Source organism: Marinobacter suaedae, from assembly GCF_030519635.1.
Classification (GTDB): Bacteria; Pseudomonadota; Gammaproteobacteria; order Pseudomonadales; family Oleiphilaceae; genus Marinobacter; species Marinobacter suaedae.
Window position 1 is genome coordinate 269,634 of record NZ_JAUMIS010000001.1, and the last position, 24,222, is coordinate 293,855.

At 50.4% G+C, this 24,222-nt stretch carries 21 protein-coding genes; all 21 read right to left on the reverse strand.

Translation table 11 applies throughout. The features are described from left to right. Positions 1-8 precede the first annotated feature (8 nt). A complete protein-coding gene (locus tag QVZ43_RS01145) occupies positions 9-1,148 on the reverse strand; it encodes a glycosyltransferase family 4 protein (protein ID WP_302908542.1) in 1,140 nt (379 codons plus the stop codon). Between the two features lie 13 nt (positions 1,149-1,161). Then, positions 1,162-2,253: an EpsG family protein gene (locus tag QVZ43_RS01150; protein WP_302908543.1), complete on the reverse strand. Its 1,092-nt coding sequence runs from the start codon at positions 2,251-2,253 to the stop codon at positions 1,162-1,164. A 2-nt stretch (positions 2,254-2,255) separates the two neighbouring features. Beyond that, positions 2,256-3,131, reverse strand: coding sequence for a glycosyltransferase family 2 protein (locus QVZ43_RS01155; RefSeq protein ID WP_302908544.1), 876 nt, complete (start codon positions 3,129-3,131; stop codon positions 2,256-2,258). A 349-nt stretch (positions 3,132-3,480) separates the two neighbouring features. Beyond that, a complete protein-coding gene (locus QVZ43_RS01160) occupies positions 3,481-4,644 on the reverse strand; it encodes a polysaccharide pyruvyl transferase family protein (RefSeq protein ID WP_302908545.1) in 1,164 nt (387 codons plus the stop codon). Beyond that, on the reverse strand, positions 4,641-5,738 hold the full coding sequence (locus QVZ43_RS01165; protein WP_302908546.1) for a nitroreductase family protein: 1,098 nt from the start codon (positions 5,736-5,738) through the stop codon (positions 4,641-4,643). The genes QVZ43_RS01160 and QVZ43_RS01165 overlap by 4 nt, the downstream gene beginning before the upstream one ends. Beyond that, on the reverse strand, positions 5,738-7,096 hold the full coding sequence (locus tag QVZ43_RS01170) for a flippase (protein ID WP_302908547.1): 1,359 nt from the start codon (positions 7,094-7,096) through the stop codon (positions 5,738-5,740). The genes QVZ43_RS01165 and QVZ43_RS01170 overlap by 1 nt, the downstream gene beginning before the upstream one ends. Positions 7,097-7,210: 114 nt before the next feature. Beyond that, positions 7,211-7,981: a Wzz/FepE/Etk N-terminal domain-containing protein gene (locus QVZ43_RS01175; RefSeq protein ID WP_302908548.1), complete on the reverse strand. Its 771-nt coding sequence runs from the start codon at positions 7,979-7,981 to the stop codon at positions 7,211-7,213. Between the two features lie 359 nt (positions 7,982-8,340). After that, entirely contained in the window at positions 8,341-9,408 is a 1,068-nt protein-coding gene (gene wecA / locus QVZ43_RS01180; protein ID WP_302908549.1) for a UDP-N-acetylglucosamine--undecaprenyl-phosphate N-acetylglucosaminephosphotransferase, read from the reverse strand. 243 nt (positions 9,409-9,651) lie between these two features. After that, a complete protein-coding gene (gene fcl, locus QVZ43_RS01185) occupies positions 9,652-10,632 on the reverse strand; it encodes a GDP-L-fucose synthase (RefSeq protein WP_302908550.1) in 981 nt (326 codons plus the stop codon). A gap of 1 nt (position 10,633) precedes the next feature. Further along, positions 10,634-11,755, reverse strand: coding sequence for a GDP-mannose 4,6-dehydratase (gmd, locus tag QVZ43_RS01190; protein ID WP_302908551.1), 1,122 nt, complete (start codon positions 11,753-11,755; stop codon positions 10,634-10,636). Positions 11,756-11,796: 41 nt separating this feature from the next. Continuing rightward, complete coding sequence (locus tag QVZ43_RS01195; protein ID WP_302908552.1) at positions 11,797-12,558, reverse strand: WecB/TagA/CpsF family glycosyltransferase; 762 nt, start codon at positions 12,556-12,558, stop codon at positions 11,797-11,799. Then, positions 12,555-13,751 carry a glycosyltransferase family 4 protein gene (locus QVZ43_RS01200; protein WP_302908553.1) on the reverse strand — a complete coding sequence of 399 codons (1,197 nt, stop codon included), beginning with the start codon at positions 13,749-13,751 and terminating at the stop codon, positions 12,555-12,557. The genes QVZ43_RS01195 and QVZ43_RS01200 overlap by 4 nt, the downstream gene beginning before the upstream one ends. Further along, positions 13,748-14,935, reverse strand: coding sequence for an O-antigen ligase family protein (locus QVZ43_RS01205; RefSeq protein ID WP_302908554.1), 1,188 nt, complete (start codon positions 14,933-14,935; stop codon positions 13,748-13,750). The genes QVZ43_RS01200 and QVZ43_RS01205 overlap by 4 nt, the downstream gene beginning before the upstream one ends. Positions 14,936-14,965: 30 nt before the next feature. Next, a complete protein-coding gene (locus tag QVZ43_RS01210; RefSeq protein ID WP_302908555.1) occupies positions 14,966-15,907 on the reverse strand; it encodes a glycosyltransferase family 2 protein in 942 nt (313 codons plus the stop codon). Positions 15,908-15,912: 5 nt separating this feature from the next. After that, positions 15,913-17,019 carry a glycosyltransferase family 4 protein gene (locus tag QVZ43_RS01215; protein WP_302908556.1) on the reverse strand — a complete coding sequence of 369 codons (1,107 nt, stop codon included), beginning with the start codon at positions 17,017-17,019 and terminating at the stop codon, positions 15,913-15,915. Between the two features lie 174 nt (positions 17,020-17,193). Then, entirely contained in the window at positions 17,194-19,191 is a 1,998-nt protein-coding gene (locus QVZ43_RS01220) for an acyltransferase family protein (RefSeq protein WP_302908557.1), read from the reverse strand. Then, positions 19,188-20,318: a glycosyltransferase family 4 protein gene (locus tag QVZ43_RS01225; protein WP_302908558.1), complete on the reverse strand. Its 1,131-nt coding sequence runs from the start codon at positions 20,316-20,318 to the stop codon at positions 19,188-19,190. The genes QVZ43_RS01220 and QVZ43_RS01225 overlap by 4 nt, the downstream gene beginning before the upstream one ends. A gap of 63 nt (positions 20,319-20,381) precedes the next feature. Then, a complete protein-coding gene (locus QVZ43_RS01230) occupies positions 20,382-21,215 on the reverse strand; it encodes a sulfotransferase family protein (RefSeq protein ID WP_302908559.1) in 834 nt (277 codons plus the stop codon). Between the two features lie 14 nt (positions 21,216-21,229). Beyond that, entirely contained in the window at positions 21,230-22,315 is a 1,086-nt protein-coding gene (locus QVZ43_RS01235) for a GNAT family N-acetyltransferase (RefSeq protein ID WP_302908560.1), read from the reverse strand. Continuing rightward, a complete protein-coding gene (locus QVZ43_RS01240) occupies positions 22,312-23,079 on the reverse strand; it encodes a PIG-L deacetylase family protein (protein ID WP_302908561.1) in 768 nt (255 codons plus the stop codon). The genes QVZ43_RS01235 and QVZ43_RS01240 overlap by 4 nt, the downstream gene beginning before the upstream one ends. Further along, entirely contained in the window at positions 23,076-24,212 is a 1,137-nt protein-coding gene (locus QVZ43_RS01245; RefSeq protein WP_302908562.1) for a glycosyltransferase family 4 protein, read from the reverse strand. The genes QVZ43_RS01240 and QVZ43_RS01245 overlap by 4 nt, the downstream gene beginning before the upstream one ends. Between the last annotated feature and the right edge of the window lie 10 nt (positions 24,213-24,222).

Genomic DNA, 24,222 nt, shown 5'->3' on the forward strand with positions numbered 1-24,222 from the left:
ATTGGTCCTTACTTCTTTCCGTAGGCGTATTTAAACAGGGCGATATTGGCTTCTATCGTATCGTTTTGGGAGAATTTTCCTTTGGCCCAGTTCAGTACATGCCGGCGCATACGAAGGTATTCTCCGAAGGGCATGGTGGCCAGTTCATCAAGCTTTGCGCTAAAGGCATCAAAGTTATCAAGGGGAAGGTCCCATCCGATGCCTAAATTATGAAGGTTTCGCCAGGGGGTAGTGTTTGCAATCAGAATAGGCAAACCGGCGCAAAGCGCCTCAGCGATTACATGCCCATAATTTTCTCCCTTAGTCGGGAAAAAGAAAACATCATATTTCTCGAGCGTCTTAACCACTTCGTCGGGGCTTAACGTACCTTTGCGCTGAACCTCTACGTGTGGTGGCAAGGTCGCAATCGCTTTCTCACACTCCCGCCAATAATCTCGATCTTCGACTGGCCCATAAACATGAAAGTTCAGAGGTTGCTGAACCTTCTGCAACATCTCGAGAGCCGCAAGCAGGTTCTTCTTCGGCGAAATCCGGGAAACAAAGACCGCGTTCAACACGCGGTAGGCTCGGGTTTCAATTTCTTCCGCAAATTCTCTGGCACCAATATTCTCTGCAATCTGAACATCCACCCCCGAGCCAACAACCCGACGAACGTCCCCAGCTTCAAAATCAGTGGACACCTGAAAGACTGTGTCGCGATGAAATCCAAGCAATTTGAATATTTTTATAAACCAGCGTTTTTTGAAAGATTTGAGTGACAGCGCGCCTTCAGAAAACTCTCCTCGCGGGCCAATCACAACTTTTTGCCGAAGTACTTTAGCCAGCAAAAGCGGGAAAACGGAAAACCGTGGGGAAAAAAAACTATTCAGATAAACGAGATCGTATTCTTTGGCCCACAGTTCCCGAGCCATTTGCGCGTAACCCTTTATACCCGGCCGGATGTATAAGACTAAAGCGTTGCCAACCTGAATCCATTCGCCGCTGCTGACTGAGGTGTACGCAGCATTGTCGCCCAAGTCTCTGTCGCCGGTAATCAGCTTGAAGGTTATTTCATCGCCCACTTGCTCAAAAAGATTTTTGATAGTTTTTATAGGCCCACCACCCTTGAAGCCAGGGAGATAATAACCAGCGAATACTAAAATCTTCAACTTAGACTCCATCTTAATTAAAAAATACTAGCTTGTAGGGCAAAAACTGTTCGGAAGTGGCGGACCTAGCAAAGGCAAAAAAAGAATAGATAGCAAAAGTCAGAAAAAAAAGTTGCCTCTCTACCCCCCTGAAAACCTCAATAAACCAAGGTATAGCAAGGACTTTAAAAACAGAAAAATACTCAGAAACCCGTAAAAACATAGCATAATCTCTAAAAGTATAGTTAATGAGCGCGCCAACAAACGCTATATTAAAAAACCACACTGCCTTAGGATTAATTCTCTTCACAAATAATGACAGAAAAAGAAAAACAAAAACCTCAAAGATAAGCCGAACACCTAAGCCTGAGCTTTCTCTAACGGCACCATCACCTTCAAAATAAACTCCAAATCCACCTAAGATAACGTGATTTCTTTCTAATAACTCGAAAACTGGACCTATCAAAAGAGCAGATAAAACAACACAAAAGATAGATGCCAAACCCCAAAACCTGAAACCGAGCACTTTCCTTGGGACAAAATTGAATGCAAGCGCTACAGGCGCAGAATAGTGAAACAAAAAACCAACAGCTGATGATGGTATAGTAGATAGAATCTTGCTTCTAGAGAATAAGGCGCAGAAAAGAACTACGATAGATATTGCAAAATTCTGCCTAACTGTATTGGTGGCTGAAAAGACCGGCCCCAAACCTAAAAAAAGAATCACAGACAAAGATACCATGGATGCAGAGTCGAAACCTACACCTCTAATAGCTATCCAAAAAAAAGTTATAGTGAATAGGTAGAACAAAAATAACACAAAATTACCACTTAATCCCAGCGAGCTCACTCCTTCTAGGACAGCCAAAAAACCTACCTCGAAACGATCCCTAATAACCGGATCGCCAGCTTCAAACCTGTCAAAAATCTCTATATAATTCCAATAATCCGAACCTACTTCATACCGAAACCCCAATAGAAATATAAGAAGGCAAAAAGGCAAGAAGAGGAAAATAGAGCCATATCTTTTGACATAAATAGCACTCCCGCCTGACATATCCGAGCAGTGCATATAGAAAAGGGCGAAAAGCAGGAAGAAAAAAAACAAGAAAAAGTAAACAATCATTATTAGCGCTTGTATTCGTTATACCGAATCCCTAAAAAGTACGAAAGGGAGCCGACGCCTCTCATCATTCTGTCAACCCCTTCCTTCGCCTCTTCAGGCCCTTTAATAAAAAGCTTAACCAGAGACTCGCCGAGACCTATTGGCAGGAGTGATACAGCACGACAGAAAAGGAAGAGTGAAGATGCGCCATATTCCAGCTTCCTTTCAATCATGCAGTGAGTCAAACCGTAGCGAAAATGCCTTTGTAAACGCCAAGCCATACCTTGCCTCAACACTGGCATTTCCTCGGTCACAACCGCAGTAGGACATGATTCAATTCGCGCACCTAATTCAATGGCGCGCCTAAAAAACATTGCATCTGAGCCACCAGTTTGAGCAAAGTCCTCATCGAAAGCTAATTTTTTAGCAAGCCATTTTTTAAAGATTACATTGTCAGTTTCAGCAATATACCTAGGCTCAATACGCTCAAAATAGCGCTTTCGATAAATTTTTCCGTCTCTTTCTTGGTTAACCCCACCACTTACGACATCTACACCCTCTTTATCTATAGAAGCAACCATATTGATAAGCCAAGAAGGCTCAACCCATTCATCATCATCTATAAATGCAATGAAATCTGCACCGAGCTCTAGGGCATTCTTTAAAGCCCTATTTCTTGCAAAAGGAATGCCTGGAATTCCCTCCCAATCATAAACACACTCCATAGAGCCTTTAAAATAATTTACTATTTCTTCGGAAACTGGCTGATCATTATTATCAACAACGACAACAAAGTATTCGTATTTATCGCTCAGCTCAGCTTGAGAGATCGATAATAAACAACGGCGAAGCATCTCATTCCGGTTACATGTTGCTATACAAATCGAAACCCGTTTCATAGACACACACTCTTCTGGTACTAGCTGATAGCTTGACTGGCTAATGCCTGATTTAAACCAGCCAAATCGTTGCAATGCACTACAGCACAGATGAAGGTATCACCGTTAACCTCCGGCATAAATCCAGCAGTCAGCAATCATATCTGTTCAAACTGCTCATCTGAGATCCCTGTCCCAATTGACGGCAGGCGCTACATTTTTTCTGAGAACCGAGGCTTCATTGAACAATCCACAAAAGATTGCTCTCAGATTTCTAGCTGGCTATCGCTCAATCTTAATTGCCGTTGGGCCGTGGCATTTATCCTCAACTGGGAATAAGCTTTCACTTCACTTTTGATATCGCGCTGGGTTACTTTTTCTTACCTCTCACTTCATCAATCACCGAGCACACCAAGCCCCACATTTCTTCCGACAGACGCTTTAACTCACCCGATCGATCATTTAACTTTTCACGCAGCGCAACCGAGGATTCTTCGCAAATCAACAGATCCACTTTCCGCCGCAACACTTCATCGCTATCTGTAACCGATACAAGCCCTTCGATAAAACCATAGTCTTCAAACAATCGTTTGTATTTATGGCTCCAGCCAGTTGCGAGCGAAGGAACGCCCTGTGACAGCGCACTGACCAAACCATGGAAGCGGCTCCCAACTGTGGCATCACAAGTTCCTAGAATTCCTTTGATATGCAGAGGGTTGGTCTCTATAACAATCGGAATGCCACCCACTGCCTCGGAGACTTTTTCAGCGAGCATTTGGTCATTTACCCCCTCGTGCACCAGCAAAAAGGGTTTGGTTCCGCTCTCTCGAAGATACTTGGCCGTGCGAATAAGGAAGGGCAGATAAGCTTTACTTTCTGCCGCGCAGGTTTTATCGATCATACGGTAATTAGGAACGATCGCTACCCGTTTATCCGTTGAATCGTAATGTTCTGGCAATGTACCTTCCAGAAGGTTTGTAAAGTCAGGGTACAGTTTGATTTTATCTTGCTCTCCCACAATATCTGTAAGATATTTATAGGAATCGCTCTCCCGCGGAAAGATCAAGTCTGCATTAGCTGCCCATTTGCGAACATACTTATCTATATTCTCATTCTCAAATGGCCCCAGAGCCTGCGGTAGCATCACCAACTTGGTGCCATTCTTCTTCCACACAGAACTGGATATACTTAGTTCTTTGCAGTTATCAACTCCCCATTGGTCACTATATGCGAAACCAGCTACATCTAAGATGACATCTATCTCGCTCGTGAGCACCAAGCCATAAAGCGCTCGAAGGCGCTTGGGAACGAAGGATGCGAATCGACCGAAATCAAACCCTTTTCGCCATAGCCAAGCTTTCGGATACAGCTGCAAGCTGACCATCTTTTCATAGGTATCGCTGGCCCCTCCATAAACTGGAGCCATAGTGAGCTTTGCTTTCGGATAGCGCTCTCTAAGTTTATGAACAACCGCAAGAAGCATTAGCTCAGCGCCTTTATTTACGAAGCCGGCTCGTCTGATTTCAATGATCATTCGCTTATATCTTCCAAGATCAAATGGTTTGTTTTCTTTTGCGAGTAAGGAATACCGCCTTGCTCATCGGCATACCCGACAGCCAGGAGCATCACTACTCTTTCGTAATCTTTCAGACTGATTATCTTTCGGAGTTTTCGTTCGCTGCTATCTACTTCCGGCCAATTGATTGAACAAGAAGAGAGTCCGAGTGTTTCTAGAGCAAGCATCAGCTGCATGGCCGCAAGCGATCCATCAATATAAATGAGATGCCGATCTCGCTCAAAAGGATAAGCTGAGAGGTCACCGACGATAGCGATGATCGCTGGCAAGTTCCCTGCAAACCCAGTCGTCCCTCCGGCGCATTTGGCAATTGCCACCGCCTTCTGTTTATCATTGCAAAAGGCGAATTTATAGGGTTGCCGGTTACAGGCCGAGGGTGCCAGACTAGCCAAGTTGGCAGCTTTTTGAACTAACTCCAAAGGCACATGCTTATCTTGATACCAGCGTACTGATCGCCTTCGAATAAATAGGTTCGCAAGCTCATCAAAGTCCACATTTCTTTCAGGCAGAGATTTATACGAGTATGGCTTAAAGTGGTTACCATTAGCAGGAATAAGGCCACAAACATTCGCAATTACACTCGCATTGTTCCGAATATTTGAATAGAGAGATCTAGCTTTATCTATCTCTTCAGAGGAGCCCACAACTACAAAGTACTCATCGAGTACATCCGTAGCCCATTTTTTTTCAGATTCGGATAGATGCTTTGACTGTAATGCATTCCTATAGCATTCAACTGTTTCTGTTATAAAACCTTCAGCAAAAACCTCACGCCTAGGCCTCATTATTAAGCCTTTCTCAAGCCGGTGGATGTTTCGGCGCAACAGAGCGCAGCTTTCGCCAATTTCCTCTAAGGAATCATGGTATGCCTTTCGGCCCTGAAGAACGGCAAAATGTTCGTTGGCGAATTTTGGGTTAACAAGGTAATAACAACTCGCCAGGAATCTAGACTTTCCACCCAATGCCAAAAACAGAAAACCCAGCTTTAACTTGGCCGATCGGATCAAGATTAATAAATAATTTGGCAAAACCTTCTTTACAACAGACTTCATTAATTTTCTCGCAACTTAAGATATCGAAAGACAAAGAAAAATGATTTTGTCATCATGAAGAATATTGGACGGGTTTTACTATAAAGTGCCAGAGAAACAAAGGATGCAAACGCGTATGAGAGGAGTGTAGCGTATGCAGCACCAACGACACCAAACTCGGGTATAAGAAAATAATTCAGAAGAATATTTACTAGAGCACCTCCGCCCTGAGTTAACAATGAGAAAACTAAAATATTCTCAATGAGAATCCACTTTGAAAGTGCAGCCCGCATGAAAATAAACAAAGCAGCCCAAACATGGATCAATAATACACTTGCGCTTTCAATATAATGCTCCCCAAAGAAAAGAAGGATTACATATTCTGCAGCCAACGTCATAGCCAGAGCGACGGCTAACGCCAAACCAAACAACAGGTCAAGAAGTTGTTGGAATCGCTTATCAAACTCTGGACTGCTCTGATCTCGAAGCTTAATCAGCTTCGGAAAGAAAGATGTCACGATGGCGACAGGAACGAAATACCAAGCCTCAGAAATCTGCGCGGCCACTGCATAAATACCCACGGAACCCGAACCCTCGAACCATTTCAGCATTACTTGGTCTACTTTAAGGTAGACAACCGCGAAAATTGATCCAAGATAAATTAACCAGCCTTGACTCAGTAATTCTCTCGCTCGGCCCCAACTGAAACTCCATTCCGATAATGGAAGGATAGATGTCGCCTTGTAAAAGAATAGGGAAGCAAGAACAACAATGACTGCCTGAGCCAAATTCGCACCAGCAAAATATATAACCCCTGAACCAATAAAAACGAACGCTATCTTTAATCCGGCTGAAGCTGCAAGCGCCATCAACCTAGCGTAAGTCACATACTTCGCCTGGACAAAAGCTTGGAACCAAAAATCAAAGACTTGAAAAGGGCTAAAAAGGAGGGCAGCACCGGCAATCGCAAGCATCACAAATTCCGGTGAAGAGATACCCTCGTAAAGCGCTGCATACACTAGAAGTACTACATAGCCAGCACCCACACCCATAAATTTCAAGCCGAGAGTTGTCCCGAGCGTCTCACCGCGATTGTTCGGCTTTTTAACAATTTCTCGCACAACCAAACCGCTAAGGCCCACATGACCTGCCGCCGAGAGTATAGCTGCTACAGAGATTACATAGGAATAAAGGCCAAAGTCTTCGGGACCCAGGTAGCGCGCCACGAGAACAGTGACTAAAAAGCCAACTACCAGGGTTGCAACCTTGTCTCCCATTATCCACAAGGTATTGTGCAGGTAATGCTTGATTTTTTGGTAGAGGTCCCGAACTTTCAAGGATTGGTGCTCTTCCAGTTTAAAGGCAATTAGTGTTGACAAAGAGGGTCTGCCCCGAAATCGAGTCAGAGTCACTTATGGATTGCTTGATTTCAAAATGGCGGTCGTTGAGCCTTTGGGGTCAGCTGTCTTTTTCAACAGCTTTGCTTGTAACCCTTACTCTTCTTGCTCGTCGCTAAGGCTGTCGCGCACCAGTGCAACGAATTCTGCAGAGAAGGCCAGGATTACGCCCACCATTAATCCCAGAATTGCGCCCAACGCTACAATCAGCGCTTTGCCGGGGCCTTTGCCATGATTACTTTGTCGGCTCGTCACCAGTACTTCTGCTGGTTTCAGGGCTTCTTTATCGCTTTCAAGCTCGGCCTGCTTCTGTATGGCCGACGAAAGTGCCAACGCTGTGCTTTCACTGCTTTCCATTGCCTGTAATGCCGCTACTACCGCTGCCTGTGAGGCGATGCGTTTGTCGAGTGTGTTGCCAGTAATCTCTATTAGTTTCTGCTGCCGTTCTTTTACGTTGGTGATCAGTTTTGTGTGAATCTCACTAACCAAATCACTTTGTTCTTCCGTGGCGTCTGTGGTCAAGCGAATAAGGCCTGTTTCTTTGGGATTGGTGGCTTTCACTTCAAAAGGCAGGCCTCGTTCATTGACTTCGGTAAAGGTGGCTACATGTTCCGGAATCCAGCGACTCTCAAGATTCGCCACCACGGTACCCGGGGCTTCTAAATATTCCCCTTTTCCGTCTTCGGCCAGTTGTATCAGACTTACGTACTCATACCTCGCAGGTGTCATCAGGACATAAATTATCGCCAGTAAGGTAATGACGAGGAACGATATATAGAATACCCGACGGCGGCGAACAAAGGTGGTTGCCAGATCCACCAGACTAATTTCTTCGCTATAACCCATTCTTTCCTGATTATTGTGCATCAATTGACCTGTCACAGTTCAAGTTTTCATTCAGGCACGCTACCGCCCGCCCTCCTTCTCCGGCATGGCCAGGCAATAGGACCGTTCGCAAACAGAATAGGCTCCGCAACCACGTTATGATTCCGGAGATCCTCAGTTTGATGGCGTGCTAATTCTTCCACCAAGAAGGCGCAGATTCTACGTGAACAGCCCCTCTGTTTCAGTTACGTGGCGTTATTACTTCCAATATATTCTGTCGACGGCCACATTTGACCAATCCTCTTACTCAAAAAAGCCGGAGCAAAGCCCCGGCCCTTTAACCAGCTCTTTGTCAGCATCCGCTACATGGCACGCTGGCATTTCCTCCGGACATTTTGATATCAGGCGCGCTCGCCGATGCGCCTGCGACGAAGCAGCACCAAGAGACGCCATACATGGCTCAACCCCCAGTCATAAGCTGCAAACACACCAAGAAACAAGCTAAACATCAGCCACTCCGGAATTCGGAAGTACTCACCGATGAGGCCGAACGCCGCGAACAACAGGGCAATACCGGTGATCATGACCAACGCCTGCCGATCTGAGAAACCTGCCCTCATGAAAATGTGATGCAAGTGATCCCGATCGGGCTTCATCACAGACTGCCCCTTCCGAGCCCGGCGCACCATGATTGCCACCATGTCCATCAGCGGAATCGCAACCAGCCACAATGCAGTGACCGGCCGGAAGGCCTGACTCTCAAGACTCGTTCCATTCACCAACAGCCAAACCACGGCAAAGCCAATGAACATCGATCCCGCATCGCCCATGAAGATTTTCCGCCGGAAAGGAGGAATACGAAGATTGGCCATAAGATAAGGAATCAACGCAAAGGAGAGCGAGAGGCAAAGTGTCAATTCCAGTGGGAAGCCGCCCGACGAAGCAAAAAGAATGGTCAGTGAGAGCAGCGCTACAAGAGACAGACTACCCGCCAGGCCATCAATACCATCAACCATGTTGAACGCATTGGTGGCTCCGATGATCGCTGCGATGGTAACGAACGGCCCCAATATACCCAACTCAATAACCCCGAGGCCAAACAGATTGCCAAAGGACTGCAGAGAATGACCGGAACCAAAGGCCAGTATCGCACCGAGCGCCACCTGCCCAGCCAGACGAAACTTGGCAGGCAGATCCTTCGCATCATCAACCGCGCCCATAATAACCAGGACGGCGGAGCAGATCAGGAATAAACCATACCCGTCGGCCATTGGCATCTCCAGCAGCCAGGCAACGCATAACCCCGCAAATGCACTCAGTCCACCGACCAAAGGAATAGCGCCAACGTGAGTCTTACGCTGATCAGGCCGATCCAGGAGATCGACGTAGGCGGCAATCGGTTTAAGAATCAGGAGAGCGATCAGGGAAGCGAACGCCGAAAGCAGGCCGATAGTGCTGGCCGAGACCATATATATACCTCTAAATCAGGAATATCAGTACTTAGATGCGGGGAGCTGAGGGAATACTTCCAGTGTAGGCAGAGACGATTAAAAGTAGGTGACTAAGTATACAGAGGGAAAGGATAAAAGAGCATGAGCCGAGCAAGCATTTAACGTCTTTTTACAGTCATTGATGATGAGGGATAAACCGCACAATCCGATCATCCCCCCCACCCGCTCCCAAAGCGGACTCGCTAAAGCGTCAACTCGGTCTCAAGCCATGCGGGCAACTTCATGGTTATCCAAATACCACTGATAAGCATCACGAAGGCCATCCTCCAGTGAAATACTCGCTTCCCAGCCCAGCGACTTGAGGCGTGACACATCCATCAGCTTGCGTGGTGTGCCATCGGGTTTGGAACTGTCGAAGACCAGCTTGCCCTGGTAACCCGTTACTCTTGCGACCGTCTCAGCGAGCTCACGGATTGTGCAGTCCACCCCGGTACCCACATTGATGTGGGACAACATGGGCTCGGAATGGGCCTGATAAGTCGCATCATCCAATTCCATCACGTGAACGCTGGCAGCAGCCATATCGTCCACATGCAAAAATTCCCGCATCGGCTTACCACTGCCCCAAATCACGACTTCAGCCGCATCATTCTGAACCGCCTCATGGAACCGGCGCAGCAACGCCGGAATCACATGACTGTTCTCCGGGTGGAAGTTGTCGTTAGGGCCATACAGATTGGTGGGCATTACACTGCGGTAGTCGCGCCCGTACTGTCGGTTATAACTCTCACACAACTTGATACCGGCAATCTTGGCCAGGGCGTAGGGCTCGTTGGTCGGTTCGAGGGTGCCAGTCAGCAAGGCGTCCTCACGCATCGGCTGCTCAGCAAACTTCGGGTAGATGCACGATGACCCGAGGAACAACAGCTTTTGTACATCCGACTGATGCGCGGCGTGAACGAGGTTCGCCTCGATCATCAGGTTCTGGTAAATGAACTCCGCAGGCAAAGTGTTATTGGCATGAATGCCACCAACCTTCGCCGCCGCGATGTACACCTGATCGGGTTTGTGCTCTGCAAACCACGCCCGCACTCCTGCCTGGTCCAGCAGGTCCAGCTCATCCCTTGAGGCGGTCAGGATATTTTCATAACCCAGGTCTTTCAGCCGACCAACAATCGCCGAACCCACCATCCCCTTGTGGCCAGCAACAAATACCCGCTGGTGTCTCAAACTACCCGGCATGTTACTTCTCCACCGAAACCCGAACATCATGGCCATTGCGCTTCAGGAACGCGTGACGCTGGGCGACCTTCAGATCCTCAGACACCATTTCCGCGCACATCTCCTGAACCGTAATCTCCGGTTCCCAGCCCAGCTTCTCCTTTGCCATGGATGGATCACCCAGCAAGGTCTCCACCTCAGCAGGGCGGAAATAGCGAGGGTCCACCCGCACAATGACATCGCCTACCTTCAAGGCCGGTGCCTTGTCACCCTCAATGGCCTCGACCGTCGCCACCTCATCGACACCCTCGCCTTCAAAACGAAGCGTGATGCCCAACTCATTCGCAGACCACTGAATAAACTCACGCACGGAATACTGAACACCCGTTGCGATCACAAAGTCCTCCGGCTGATCCTGCTGCAGCATCATCCACTGCATCCGCACGTAATCCTTTGCATGGCCCCAGTCCCGGAGTGCGTCCATATTGCCCATGAACAGGCACTCCTCAAGCCCCTGCGCGATGTTGGCCAGGCCGCGAGTAATCTTACGTGTTACAAAGGTCTCGCCACGGCGCGGGGATTCATGGTTGAACAGGATGCCGTTACAGGCATACATGCCATAGGCTTCCCGATAGTTAACCGTAATCCAGTAACCATAGAGCTTTGCCACGGCGTAGGGCGAGCGCGGGTGGAATGGCGTGGTTTCCTTTTGGGGAATTTCCTGAACCAAACCGTAGAGTTCGGAGGTGGACGCCTGATAGAAACGGGTTTTCTTCTCCAGACCCAGCAAACGAATTGCTTCAAGGAGTCGCAAGGTACCCATTGCGTCCACGTCGGCGGTGTATTCCGGCGCCTCAAAGCTCACCGCCACATGGGATTGGGCACCAAGGTTATACACCTCGTCCGGCTGAACTTCCTGGAGGATACGCGTGAGGTTGGAGGAATCCGTCAGATCGCCATAGTGCAGAATAAATCGCTGATTATCTGCGTGAGGGTCCTGGTAGACATGGTCTACCCGCTGGGTATTGAACAATGAAGCGCGACGCTTGATGCCGTGTACCTCATACCCTTTCTCCAACAAAAATTCCGCCAGGTACGAGCCATCTTGCCCTGTTACACCGGTTATCAACGCCTTCTTAACCAAACCTTTTCTCCGCAAAACAATGATCAGGCATAAAACTGCCCTTAATTAACGACTCTTTTCCCGAACCACTTGGATTTCAAGACATCTATCAGGAACACTGGAGCAGAAACAAACATTCTGCGCCACAGCCTTTTCGGCTCCTGCACCAGCCTGGGCAGCCATTCCAAACCAACTCGCTGGAAGGCAGGATGAGATCTCTTTACACGGCCGGTGTAGAAGTCGAAAACGGCCCCGATCGCCGCTGCAAAACGCACGTCCAATTCCTGGAAATTGTCCATAATCCATTTTTCTTGCTTGGGTGCGGTCATGCCCACCCAGAGCACATCGGCTTGCGCCAGATTTACAGCAGCGATCATCTCATCCAGTTCCTGCCGGCTGTACTCCGGCTTGAACGGTGGCGAATAGGTTCCTGCCAAGATCACATTGGGATAATCCCGAGCCAACCGTTTTCGAATCGCCGCCAATGTTTCTTCCGTTGAGCCAAGGAAAAACACCCTCCTGCCGCCAGTGCGGTTCAACCGCTCCAGCACTCCCGAAAAAACATCCGAACCAGTCACGCGTTCACTGATATTGCCGCCCAGCATCTGCGACGCATAGACCACACCAACACCATCAGCGACCAGATAGTCTGAATTGTGAAGCGCCGACGAGAACGTCTGGTCCTGAAGCGATACCGCGTACGAATGAGGATTCATGCAGGCCAGCCAGCGTTTCTCGCCTGCCTCAATTGAATTACAAATTTGGTCACAGCACTCCCCGGGTGAAAGCGCATCAACCCGGTAGCCTAGAATGTCTTCCTTCATACTTCTGCCCGGTTTCTCTCAACCGCCTGTTGGTAAATATTCATCAAGATCTCGTAATTGGCCTGCTCGTTATACTTCGTCTCAAACTCGCGGCGGGCACCTTCAGCAAGACAGGGCAACAACCCCGGTGCTTGCCAGGCTTCACGAACTGTCGCTAATAGCGAAGCCGCATTCGCCGGCTCAAACACCACACCGTTTTCACCGTGGCGAACAATGTCCGGCAAGGGGCCCAGATTGGAAACCGCCACAGGTGTGCCGAAGGCAAACGCCTCTCTCACCACCATAGGGAACCCCTCAAAGCATTCGGACGGTAATACCACCAGGCGAGCATGGGCAATCGCCTGCTGGGCCTCTTCTGCCCCCACCTGCCCAGCAAAGACAATGGGCAACCCCTCAGCCCGGTTCTGCAACTCTGCTCTCAACGGACCGTCGCCCACAATCTTCAATTTAGGCGCATTACTGCCCCACTTTCGCCAAGCTTCAATCAGCGTGTGAACGCCTTTTTCTCTGCCCAACCGACCAACAAAAACCACCTGTCCATCACGAGCATCAAAGGGCAAAACTGGAGGCTGCCCAGCATAAAAGTTCGGCTTAACATGCATCTTCTCGGCTGGCAGCCCCCCCTTTGCCATCAGCCGACGCTGAAAGTCCGACAAAGCAACAAACGCATCCACCTTTTGCTGCCAGGTGCCCAGCCTGCGATGCATCGCAACATTCAGGGCCAGCGGCACGGTCGCTACCCGGCTCCCCCGATAGCACCCATGTCGCAATGCCGGCTGTACAGAATGCCGAGTAATGCAGTCCGTACAGACTCGACCGGCCCGCATGGGAATACCCGCCGAGCAAAATAAGCGATAGTTGTGGAGAGTGAGAACCGTAGCAGCTCGCTTCCCAACTGCATGAAACACCGCTGGGGACAATAACGGGAAGGTATTGTGGGCATGCACCACATCCGGGCGAAACTCCGCCACCAACTGACTCAACGCCTTCGCACTGAAAGGGTTCCACGGTGTAGAAAGGGCACCCGCCAGCGTTCCCGCAGCACCCTTTCCGCGAATCTCATCACTGTGACGGGTAAATAGCCGCACCGAGTGGCCGCGCTGCTCCAGCAACGTTTTCTCAGCCTCGAAAACTACGTTCTCGCCGGAGGGCGCTTCGGTGCCGTAAAAATTATGTAGTAGAAGGATCCTCACAGCAGGCCAGTCCGCTGTGACCGGGCGGCCGCGTACCCCAAGCCCAGCATGGCAAAGTGAAGGTTACCGAACCACGCGACATACATGATCACGTTGTCCGTAAACATAAACATGGCCATGGGGATAAAAGCGCTGGCAGCGGCGTACATAAACCGAGCGGCTTCACCGTGTAAGGTTCTTGCTACCCGCCAGGCGGAAAGTGCCTGAACCACCAGAGTGAAGGCAAAAATCAGCATTCCAAGGGTGCCATAATCATGCTGCAGTCGGAGCCAATCGTTGTGAGGGTGCGTCAGGCCATCGAAGTAGGTACGGGTAATTTCCTCAACCGCATTAGCACCGTGGCCGAACCAGTAGGCCTCCTGAACCTGCGCTTTGAGTGTTAGCGTCATGCCTAATCGCGCATTGGTACGAAAATCCCCGGTAACCGCGTCCGCGTTACCCGACAGCATCGCAATGCCACTTTGAAAAGCCTGCTTTAAGGTACCCTGACCTGAGAAAAACATCTTCTCCTGCACGCTCTCAAGCTGAAAAGCAGCCAGCCCCCCAATTACCACCAAGACAACGACAGCAATTCGTTTGTGCAGGGCAAGAGGCGACAAGGTAGCTGGTAACGTCGCTCCAACCGCCAATATGCCCATGCGCGTTACCGAAATGACCGGCACCAACGCCAGCAGTCCCCACAGCGCCATATCTCTACGCAGATTGAACATGCCGTAGCCTGCCGCCAACCAACTCGCCAACAAAGCGGCAGTAATCACCCCGGACGCACCGCTACCTTTGGCAATCACACTGGCCAAGAGGTAAACCAAGACAAAAATCATCATCCAGCGACGGCATTGCTCAAGGAATACCACATCTACCCGGATACAGGAAAACGCAGTGCCAACAACCAATGGCGTCAGAAGCATAATACTGCGCTGGAAGGCATTCGCTGCTTCGGCAAGCAGCAAATACGCCAACACCCAGGCCGCCCAAGGCAACCAGATGAGTAAAGGGAAACTTACCCTTCCGCTCTTCATCAACAGGTAAAGCCCACAACCCACTAACGGCAACACCCAGCCTAGAAAGCTGAGGGGCAAACCGCTTAAAAACGGGAGGAAAATCGGGACAAAATTTACCAACAAGCCCACTGCCAACGCCCACATTATGAAGGGCATTCGACGGCGAAGGTGCTGTTCAGGCAATGCAAAAAACCTCATCAAAGCTACTACCTGTCAGCGTGCGAACTGGCGTAAAAAAGTATCCATCCGGTGGCGTATGGTAGCCGGAAGATGGGCGAGCACAAGGGTATAAGCGTTACGCCACTGCAGTGGCCCGTAACGAAACGCACGCCAAGCGGTTCGACGAGCAAAAGCGTTGGCATCTACGCCCATCGCTTTTATTGATTCAATACGGGCCCAAAAGCCCAAGTACGCTTTGATGCTTTTGTATGAAGGGTTAAGGCGAGCCAACTTGAGCAACTCGTAAAACACCTTTGAGTCTGCGTCTGGAGTTCGGTCAATTCCGGAAACTTCAAAAATCGCAAGCGATCTCGCGTCGTACGCCAAGGGCGAAACGGTAGCAAGCTTTGCCCAAGTCAGAAGATCCTCACCACTAGATATTCCTTCAGGAAACCCTCCAACCCGTCGGAGTACGTGACGTTTAACCCCCATAGCAGATGTCCATACCGGAGGATCGGACCTGCAAGCGACTGAAAAGTAGTCATGTATTACGCCCCGGACAAAACCTTCAGTCAATCCATTGATTCTCGCAATAAATCTGCCGTTTCGGGGATGGCATATTTCGTAGCGGGTTGCATACCAATGGGAATTCGGAAAATCATTACACAATGAAACAATTGCGTTAAGGAAATCAGGTAGCCAAAGATCGTCCGCGTCCATAAATACCAACAGCTCATGACTGGCTAGTTCAACGCCCTTGTTGCGAGCAGCCGAAACACCAGCGTTTTTCTGTTTGTGAATGCGTATTCGAGGATCATTCAGAGATGCAATACGCTCTACACCACGATCCGTCGATCCATCATCAACAACAACAAGCTCCCACTCCTTTAGAGTCTGGGCCTGGATGGACACAATCGAATCCACCACTGTTGACTCTTTGTTGTATAGGGGCATGACAATAGAAACTGGCTGGCAGTAGAAAGGCTTTTTGTCCATATATCTTAGCTCATCAGCTCTTCTATATTTCGCTTTGCCACATCAGCCCAACGAAATCGTCTGCCTGTTTCCCCGGCACTATGGGAGATACGTTCGAGTTCGGATTTATCCATAGACGCAACAGACACCATCTGATCAACCAGATCCTTTTGAGTACCGAAGATAAAGCCATTCTTACCATGTTCAATGCAATCAAGGGCAACTCCTACCGGCTTGGAGATAACGATGCGCTGCATGATCAGTGGCTCAGCAATGCAGTGGCCAAAGGTTTCACTATTGGTTGGAACAATTACAACTTGGCACCTCCGATACAATTCCATCATTTCCTTTCTGCCAATTTGTCCTGTAAATATCACACGGCCATTCAAACCGAGTTTTTTAGCATGATCCACCACCTCGTGAAATAAGGCACCTGATCCACACAAGTAGAGTTTTGATTGACTATTCTTTGTTTTTTCCAAGAACTGTGAGAAAGCATCTACAAGGAGCCGTTGATTTTTACCTTTACGAAACTCTCCGGGAAAACAGAAATCAATAGGCGTCGAAAAGTCCGGAAGGGATGAATTCTCGAAAAAGACATCATCCTCACCCAAGGGAATCGTTTTCGTTTTATACCCTAACAGCTTGAACTCATCTCTCACGTATCGCGTTGGCGCATTAATTGAGTCTGCAAACAGGAAAAGCAGCAGGCCAATCAAAAACCGCGCCACAACGGATTTAAACCGACTGTTATTGCGAAATCCATGTACTGTGTACACAATTCTGAACTTATTTAACGAAGGCAGTCTTGACAAACCCACTATCAGCAATTGCCAGTTGGTATTTACACTAACCGTAGTCGGTTTAAATTTAGAAATGACTCTTTTGAACTCACGAACCAACCCGAAAAAATTTTGGTGATGGTCAAAGCCGCTGATTACTTGGTATGGGATGTTATTTAGTTTGAGTTGTGAAAAACTACCGGAAACCTGCTCGTTTTCACCGGTAACAATCAAGATACTTCCCAGACCAGATTTTCGATAAGCTTTCGCCAGTTGCAATTCCTGGTTTGTCAGGCCTATCAAATGCGACGACGCCAAATGAATCAACCTTAACTTTTTCTCAGGTTCCATCTTTCCTCACTTATTTCGTGCCATATTCGGATTTCATTCGGTGACAATACTTCATTTTCCGGCCTTGCTTATCGATGAACAAACTGTCCAGTTTTCCAAGACACCTATTAGCCATAGATTTTCTCTGCATTCCAAGAATCCACAGCCGACAATGAAGACAGAGATTACCCGCAACTACAGATGCTCAATTACCCTCTCTAGCACAAGCTCTGCACCATACTTACTCAGGTGATCGTCATCCGAATAAAGCGGTTTTCCGTCCACATGCGCGGCACAGCGCCCGTCGATGAAGCTATTGCAGAATAGTTTTTCGGGATATATTCGGACCAGATTTTCATGGTCACCAACTGCGTTTAAAGCTGCGTACGCCCGTGCATTACGCTGTCGAAATACTTGATGGCTGATGGAAGCGTCATGCAGCGTTAGTTCACCATTGATATGTATCGTTTTCATCAGGTGCTTTGGCACATCCCAGCCCATTTCCGGCACTGGATAGATCAGCACGACCTTATACCCATTCGCCAACAGCATCTGGATCGACTCGGCGTAATCTCGAGACAGCGCTTCGACGTAGCCAAGCTTCTTTGTGTTTTCATTGGCAACCGTGATATTCCTGATAGATTCCTTGCCTCCCTCCTGATTATCCACGCCCTGCCTTTCAAGCCACAGCGTCCATCTTGAGCTAACAATCAACGTTGGCGGCAAACGGCCCGCGACAGCCGCCTCACGAAACTCATTGCCGAACCTCCTGCATGCAGTTCGTTGACTGTGGTCCTTGCGCTCACTGGCAAGCAGAACCGGACAGGCAAAAAGCGTCATATCAACGCCGCCCAACGTGCGTCGCATCGAAAATGCTTCCAACTGAGAAAACAGGGCACCAGCTGAACTATCCCCAACCAGTGCAAAGTCCGCCTTCTCCTTTTTCAAGCCAATAGAGCAGGCGTTTTCGATAAACGGCTGCTTTATATAAGCCTCCCAGCAATCCTGCTGACCAGTCTTCTCTCGTGAAACCGCCAATAAACCTTCAGCTAGCTCTCCCTGCACCCGCCCATCAAACCCATTCGTAGCCCAACTGGTGGTGCCCACAGCAAAAAACGCCATCATGCCGGCTGCAGAAAACGAAAACACCTGCTTCCGGCTCACCGTTGACGCATGGCGAAACGGTGTTTCCACATAGCGCCAACTAAGCCAAGCCAGCACAAAGGTAGCCACAATCAGGCTCCACACTACTGGCAATTCAAGCTCCACAATGTTGCGTTGGCGGGCGAAGGCCAGCAGCGGCTGGTGCCAGAGGTAAGCGCTGTAGCTGATCAGCCCGACCCCTACCATTGAGCGAGCGCCGAGCAGCTTGCCACCCAAGGTGGCAGGGGTGGCAAATAGAATAACCAGCGCCGTCCCCACCACGGGCAACAGACCCCAAACACCGGGGAATGGGGTGTTATCGTCGAAGAAGAATATGGCCCAGGCAATCATCCCGATGCCTACGAGGCTCATCAACTGGTTGAAGCCTCCACGTGCCTGCGCATCGAGCGGCTTATTGTGCAAATGCATGGCCACGAGTGCGCCGATGCCGAGCTCCCACGCCCGGGTGGGCAGCAAGAACCACGCGGCTGCCGGTTGGTTATGAGCCCCCCACTGCGCAATAGCCAAGCTAATGGCTGACACAAACGCCAGCAATACCAAAAGGCCTGTACGTGGCAGCTTCCAAAGCAGCATTAAAAGCAGCGGGAACAGCAGGTAAAACTGTTCTTCCACCGCCAGACTCCAGGTATGCAGCAATGGCTTCAGTTCCGCGGCGGTATTGAAGTAACCCGTCTCCTCACGCCAAAACAGTAGGTTGGACACAAACCCAACCACCGCCATCAAGCTCTGCCCAAAATCCACCATGTCTTCCGGCAACAACCATAGCCACGCAAACGGAAGACAGCAGGCCATCACCAGGAATAATGCAGGCAACAGGCGCCGCGCACGCCGCTCATAAAATTTGACAATGGAAAACTTCTCGGCATGCAGTTCTGCTAACAGGATCGTGGTAATCAAATAACCGCTTATGACGAAAAACACGTCCACGCCAACGTAACCACCGCTGAACAAACTGAAGCCAGCATGAAACAGCACAACTGGCACGACGGCCAATGCCCTTAGACCATCAATCTCCCGGCGATACTTCACTTGCCTACCTCACCCATAACTGCCTTTTCATTCAACAAACGGCCAAGTTTTTCAACAAACGCCTGTCGACCATATGTGTTTCCTGCATGCCGGCTGGCTGCTCTTGCCAGAACGTGCCGCTGTTCAGACGATGCCAGCAGCTGCACCAAGGCTTCAGCCAACTCACCGCTATCTCCAGGTGAAAAAAGCAGGCCGGTTTCACCGTCTTTCACCACTTCCTGCAGGGCATCCACGCCACTGGCCACCAAAGGTACACCACAGGCCATTGCTTCAAGCGCCGTGAGACCAAAGCCTTCCTCGCGGCTGGGCACCACAGCAATGTCGAAGCCTTTCATGGCACTGTACACAGCATCGCGCGGCAGGCTGCCAACAAAATGCACTCGGTTGGCCAGGCCATCTTCCTCGACGATGCCTTGCAGGTGCTCCCTTTCCGAGCCATCGCCTACGATCAACCAGTGGCATTCGGGGTGCTGCCGGTTTACCTGATCAGCCGCCTTCACCAGCACATCCACACCTTTGTTATGCGCCAGCCGGCCAACATAGCCAATCACCGGCGATTCGGCAGCTATGCCCACTTTGCTGCGCCAGTCTATAGCTACCGCGTTCTGCGCCAGCGCGGTATCGATGGCATTGGGTAACACTTTGACCCTCTGCGCCAGCCGGGAATTGGCAGGCGCCTGCCCAACAATGCCACGTGCACTGGTGTGGGAAACACAAACCAGCGCGTTACACCACCAACTCGCCAGCCACCGCAAGCGTGCCATGCCACTGGCATTGTAATGCCCGGCGGCTACATGCACCGCAGCAAGTAAACGACGGGTAAACAGCCGAGCCACCAGCAATGGCACCAGTGTCGGTGTCATATACTGCAACCAAACCAACGAAGAGCGCAGTTTCAACAAAGACTTGCCAAGCGCCAGCCCCAGTCGGACTGCCGCTATTGCCCCACCGGCGCGGGGCAAACGAAGCAGGGTTACCTCAACGCCTGCTCGCTTGAACTCGGCCAGCATGGCCGGGTCCAATTCATCGAAATACACGATCACATTGACGCGATAGCCCAGCTGCTGCAGGGCTGTGGCCGTGTCCAGCGTAGCCACCTCGGTGCCGCCGGTTAGCAGGCATGGCAACAGCAAGACTGCTTTTTTTTGCCTGTCGGGTATCAAAACCGCACCGCACACAACTTCATCAAACTAAAACCCCTTCCAGAAGTCGGCAGGTTTGCCATATTGGACAAGAAACTCGCTACTCGATTTCGCCAGGTGCTTTTGTAAATGCAGCCTCATCTGCTCATCATAATCAGGCTTTTCCTCAAGACGCCATTGTAGTAATGGTCTCAATTTCTCAATCAGACTGGTGGGTAAAACCTTCTTCAAACTACGATAAACAGATGATTTCTTCAGGGTTGCTAGTAGCGGGCTATCGCCCCAACGGTTCTCGTGCGTGTTTTTGTTTTCGTCCAACTGGATGTGGTCAAAACTTTCATCCACACCAAGAAAAGCAAAGCAGTCACGCAGCACCGCAGAGGGATCGCGCATATAGTCTTCAAAAAACAACACCTTGATCTGTTCATCGGGGATGAAGCTCCGATATTGTTCCAGCTGCAACTGGTAATCGGCAGAGTCAACAAAGTGCGCATCTTCCAGCACCGACTGACGAAAGTCCTTATCCGTCATGCCAGCTACATACATGTGCATCCACTTGGAGCGGATCTGGTCCAGCGGGTTACGCACGATGTAGATAATCCGCAGCTCCTTGTCGAACACCTGGCGAATCCGCTCTGCCGAGCTTGGAAACTCCATCAACTTGCTGTAATTGACTGAGCCCTCGCCAATCGCCTTTTCCTTGGCTACGGCATCGAAATGCGACTCATACCACGAAAGACCTTTCTGCCAGCGGTCATCATTGGAAAAAAAACAAGGTTCTTTCGGATTGGAGATAAAGATTTCAGGGTGCAAAGACAATTGATGGCACAAGTTAGTGGTGCCCGATTTCATGGCTCCGATCACGATAAAGTTGGGTAGCATTGCGAGGTTCTCAGTTACTTTACTTGGAATCTTGCTCTAGCGGCTTTGGCTTGCTGCAGCAGTTTGAAAAAGCCGAGACGCATACGGCTGGAGAGTGAATTGTCATTAAAGACTGCGTCGTAGATCAGGGTTTTAGTGCCACCCCAGGCATTCTTGTAATCTTCACCGCCGCGCAAATGGTCCACGGTTACCGCACCGGATTTCTTTGCTTCAGCAAGGGCGTAAGCTAAAGAGATATGGCCGGGCGCATAACGGCTGAAGGCCTCATCAATGGCCGGCATATACAGGCTGAACTTGCCTCTGTATCGATAACATACCCGCCACGCAAGGGGCTGTCCGCCCAGATTAACTTCGAAAAAGTCTACAATCCCCGCCTTAATACCCTGCTCTAACAAGTTGGCATGAAAGCCGGGCGCTTTATAAGCATTGGGCCAACGCCTTTTATGGTGCTCCAGCATAACCAGTAGCGATCGGCGAACATCTCCAGCATCTTCTGGCAGAAAGTGACGGAACGTTAGTTCGCCCTGTTCTTTCAGACGCTTCATTCGCCTCATGGTTTCCTTGGCAACCTTCTTCTTCAGGGGTAATACCAAGCCTTCGGTAAACTCGGCAGTATTCAACGACCACTGCAGGCAAGGCTCCTGATGCACCACCTTGCAGTAATCCGGTACAGACTGCTCATGCATGCCGTCAAGAACAATACGATCGTATTTCACGCTCTTGTCCAGCTCAGCTTTCAGTGCAATGTAAAAGCTTTGTACTTGCTCATCATCCGGCGGCACCAGGAATACTGGATCGTGGTAGTCAAAATCCGAATGACCGGCCGGCACAATCGTCCGTAAGAAGGCATTCTTTGCATTTTGCCGCCACAGCACCAGCGGGAACACCACTTGCTGCTCGCCACGGCTGGCCAGCACAAACAGGGGCTGCAACGCGCGCAATGGGCGATAGGTGTCCAGCCACACCCGCACCAGTACCGGGTGGAAGAACACGTGCGCATTGTCAGAGCCATCCATAATTCGCTGCCACTGCTCGACAAAGGCGGGATCTTCAATGTCTTCCCAGCGGGTCAGCAGGCTAATCTGCCAGGGCTTGCTCATTCGGCATGGACTCTCTGTTGCAAAATTTCGACGGAAAAACGGCTGGCCCTGCGCAAGGCAAGCGGCAGCTCGCCACTCCAGCGGCTGCCATCTTCGGCACGGGCATCCAGATAGGAGGAAACCAGGCGTTGCTTTTGTGTGGCCGGGGCAGTACAGCTGACAGCAAACAGACCATGGCACTCTGCCCGTGACAGGTGCCACGGCCGCAGGTTATACCAGGCCCATACCCAATAGAGGTAAAGATTGGGGCGATGAGTGGCCTTTGCCACCGCATCTTCCGCCAGATGCGCGCAAGCGACATGATCAAACGGCCAATAATCCAGCTCATGGGTAGCCAGCACATGATCGGGTTGCAGGGTATCAATCAGCTGCTGTATCGCCTGCCGGGCCGACTGATACCCCGGCTGGTTACGTTGAGGCACGGCGCCATCGGCAAGGCCAAGAAAATGCTGATGATTTGGTGGCAAGCCTATTTGACCGGCGACTTGCCGAGTCAAAGCACGCCGCTGGCTTTTTACCTGTTCTGCCGGCTTGGCCGGACACGCCGCCTCACCTTCGGTGAGATACACCAAATGAACTTCCTGCTCTTGTTCCAGCGCCTGCAAGATCACGCCCCCGGCACCGATGATTTCATCATCCGGGTGTGGCGCGATCACCATGATGCTGCCGGCGGGAAATGCTTGTTTTTCCAGCCGCTGCCACACCACGATGCGCAAGGCATAAGTCATCAGCAGGTGCGCCAGCCCTTTTAGCCATGACATCATTCAGCAGCAGCCTTGAAAAGCGCCAGGTAAGCTTTAGCTGTGTCATCCCAGCGGAATTTGGCCGCCTGGCCAAGACACGCCTGGGGTCCATGTGCTCCCGCTGGCTGACTGGCATCAAACTCGCGCATCAGCTCCGCCATTTCGTCAATCCCATCGGGCTCCACGTAAATGGCCGCCTCACCACCGACTTCAGCCAGGGAGCTGTTTCGGCAAGTCACCACTGGGGTACCGCAGGCCAGCGACTCAAGCACTGGTAGGCCGAAGCCTTCGTAGCGCGAAGGAAACCAGCTGGCTGTGGCGCCGGCATAAAGATCGCCTAGCAGAGTGTCATCCACATGCTTGAGAAAACGGATGCGCCCGCTCTCCACTTCGGCGGCAAACTCTTGCAGATAATCCGCTGGCGGATTACCCCACACTAGCAACAAGTCATGCTCTATGCCCTCGGCAAGGGCAGCCTTGAACGCGCGCAAAACGGAAATGGTGTTCTTACGTCCTATATCGCAGGAAACTGCGACAAACCAGCGACGATCACAACCGGTTGCCCGGGCGACACGTTCTTTCGCACCCAGCTTATCGTTGGCGTTGAAAATGCCGCGGTCTACGCCCCAGGGAATGACGGTGACCTTGTCCTCATCAACCCCCATATACTTCACGATATCTGCCTTGGAGGCTTTCGATGGCGTAGCAATGGCCCGTGCACGCTGGGCAAAGGCTGGCGCATGCTGCCTTGGCCCGTCATGGCCAAGAAATGACTCGGGATAGCTGAAGAACATAGCATCGTGAATCGTCACCACGGTTTTATCCGGCCGATGCAACGGTGCGAAATTGCTGGGTTCGTAAAGCAGGTCATAGGGCGCCAACGTTTCCAGCAGCGGAAAGCGCTGCTTGAGCCAGTCATAGCGCGGGCCAATGGGCCAAGGAATATTGCGCACTGCAAGATTACGAAAACTTTCAGGAATATGCCCACGAAAGGTTTGTGTCAACAGGCGAATATCCACGGCAGGGTCATTCAACTCATCCAGCGCCCTCGCCAGTTCCAATGCGGTGCGTCCAATACCGGAGAGGTGCGTGCGGCCAGTACGCATTACCATCGAATTGGCATCGAACAACAGACGTATTGGCTTCAATTTCATGGTTTCCCTT

Coding starts and splice junctions, on each gene's coding strand:
- QVZ43_RS01235 (WP_302908560.1), bottom strand. CDS start 22,315: ATGAGCAAGCCCTGGCAGATTAGCCTGCTGACCCGCTGGGAAGACATT.
- QVZ43_RS01240 (WP_302908561.1), bottom strand. CDS start 23,079: ATGATGTCATGGCTAAAAGGGCTGGCGCACCTGCTGATGACTTATGCC.
- fcl (WP_302908550.1), bottom strand. CDS start 10,632: ATGCCGGGTAGTTTGAGACACCAGCGGGTATTTGTTGCTGGCCACAAG.
- QVZ43_RS01195 (WP_302908552.1), bottom strand. CDS start 12,558: ATGAAGGAAGACATTCTAGGCTACCGGGTTGATGCGCTTTCACCCGGG.
- QVZ43_RS01215 (WP_302908556.1), bottom strand. CDS start 17,019: ATGGAACCTGAGAAAAAGTTAAGGTTGATTCATTTGGCGTCGTCGCAT.
- QVZ43_RS01210 (WP_302908555.1), bottom strand. CDS start 15,907: ATGGACAAAAAGCCTTTCTACTGCCAGCCAGTTTCTATTGTCATGCCC.
- QVZ43_RS01230 (WP_302908559.1), bottom strand. CDS start 21,215: ATGCTACCCAACTTTATCGTGATCGGAGCCATGAAATCGGGCACCACT.
- QVZ43_RS01165 (WP_302908546.1), bottom strand. CDS start 5,738: ATGAAGTCTGTTGTAAAGAAGGTTTTGCCAAATTATTTATTAATCTTG.
- wecA (WP_302908549.1), bottom strand. CDS start 9,408: ATGGTCTCGGCCAGCACTATCGGCCTGCTTTCGGCGTTCGCTTCCCTG.
- QVZ43_RS01175 (WP_302908548.1), bottom strand. CDS start 7,981: ATGCACAATAATCAGGAAAGAATGGGTTATAGCGAAGAAATTAGTCTG.
- QVZ43_RS01155 (WP_302908544.1), bottom strand. CDS start 3,131: ATGAAACGGGTTTCGATTTGTATAGCAACATGTAACCGGAATGAGATG.
- QVZ43_RS01150 (WP_302908543.1), bottom strand. CDS start 2,253: ATGATTGTTTACTTTTTCTTGTTTTTTTTCTTCCTGCTTTTCGCCCTT.
- QVZ43_RS01160 (WP_302908545.1), bottom strand. CDS start 4,644: ATGATCATTGAAATCAGACGAGCCGGCTTCGTAAATAAAGGCGCTGAG.
- QVZ43_RS01245 (WP_302908562.1), bottom strand. CDS start 24,212: ATGAAATTGAAGCCAATACGTCTGTTGTTCGATGCCAATTCGATGGTA.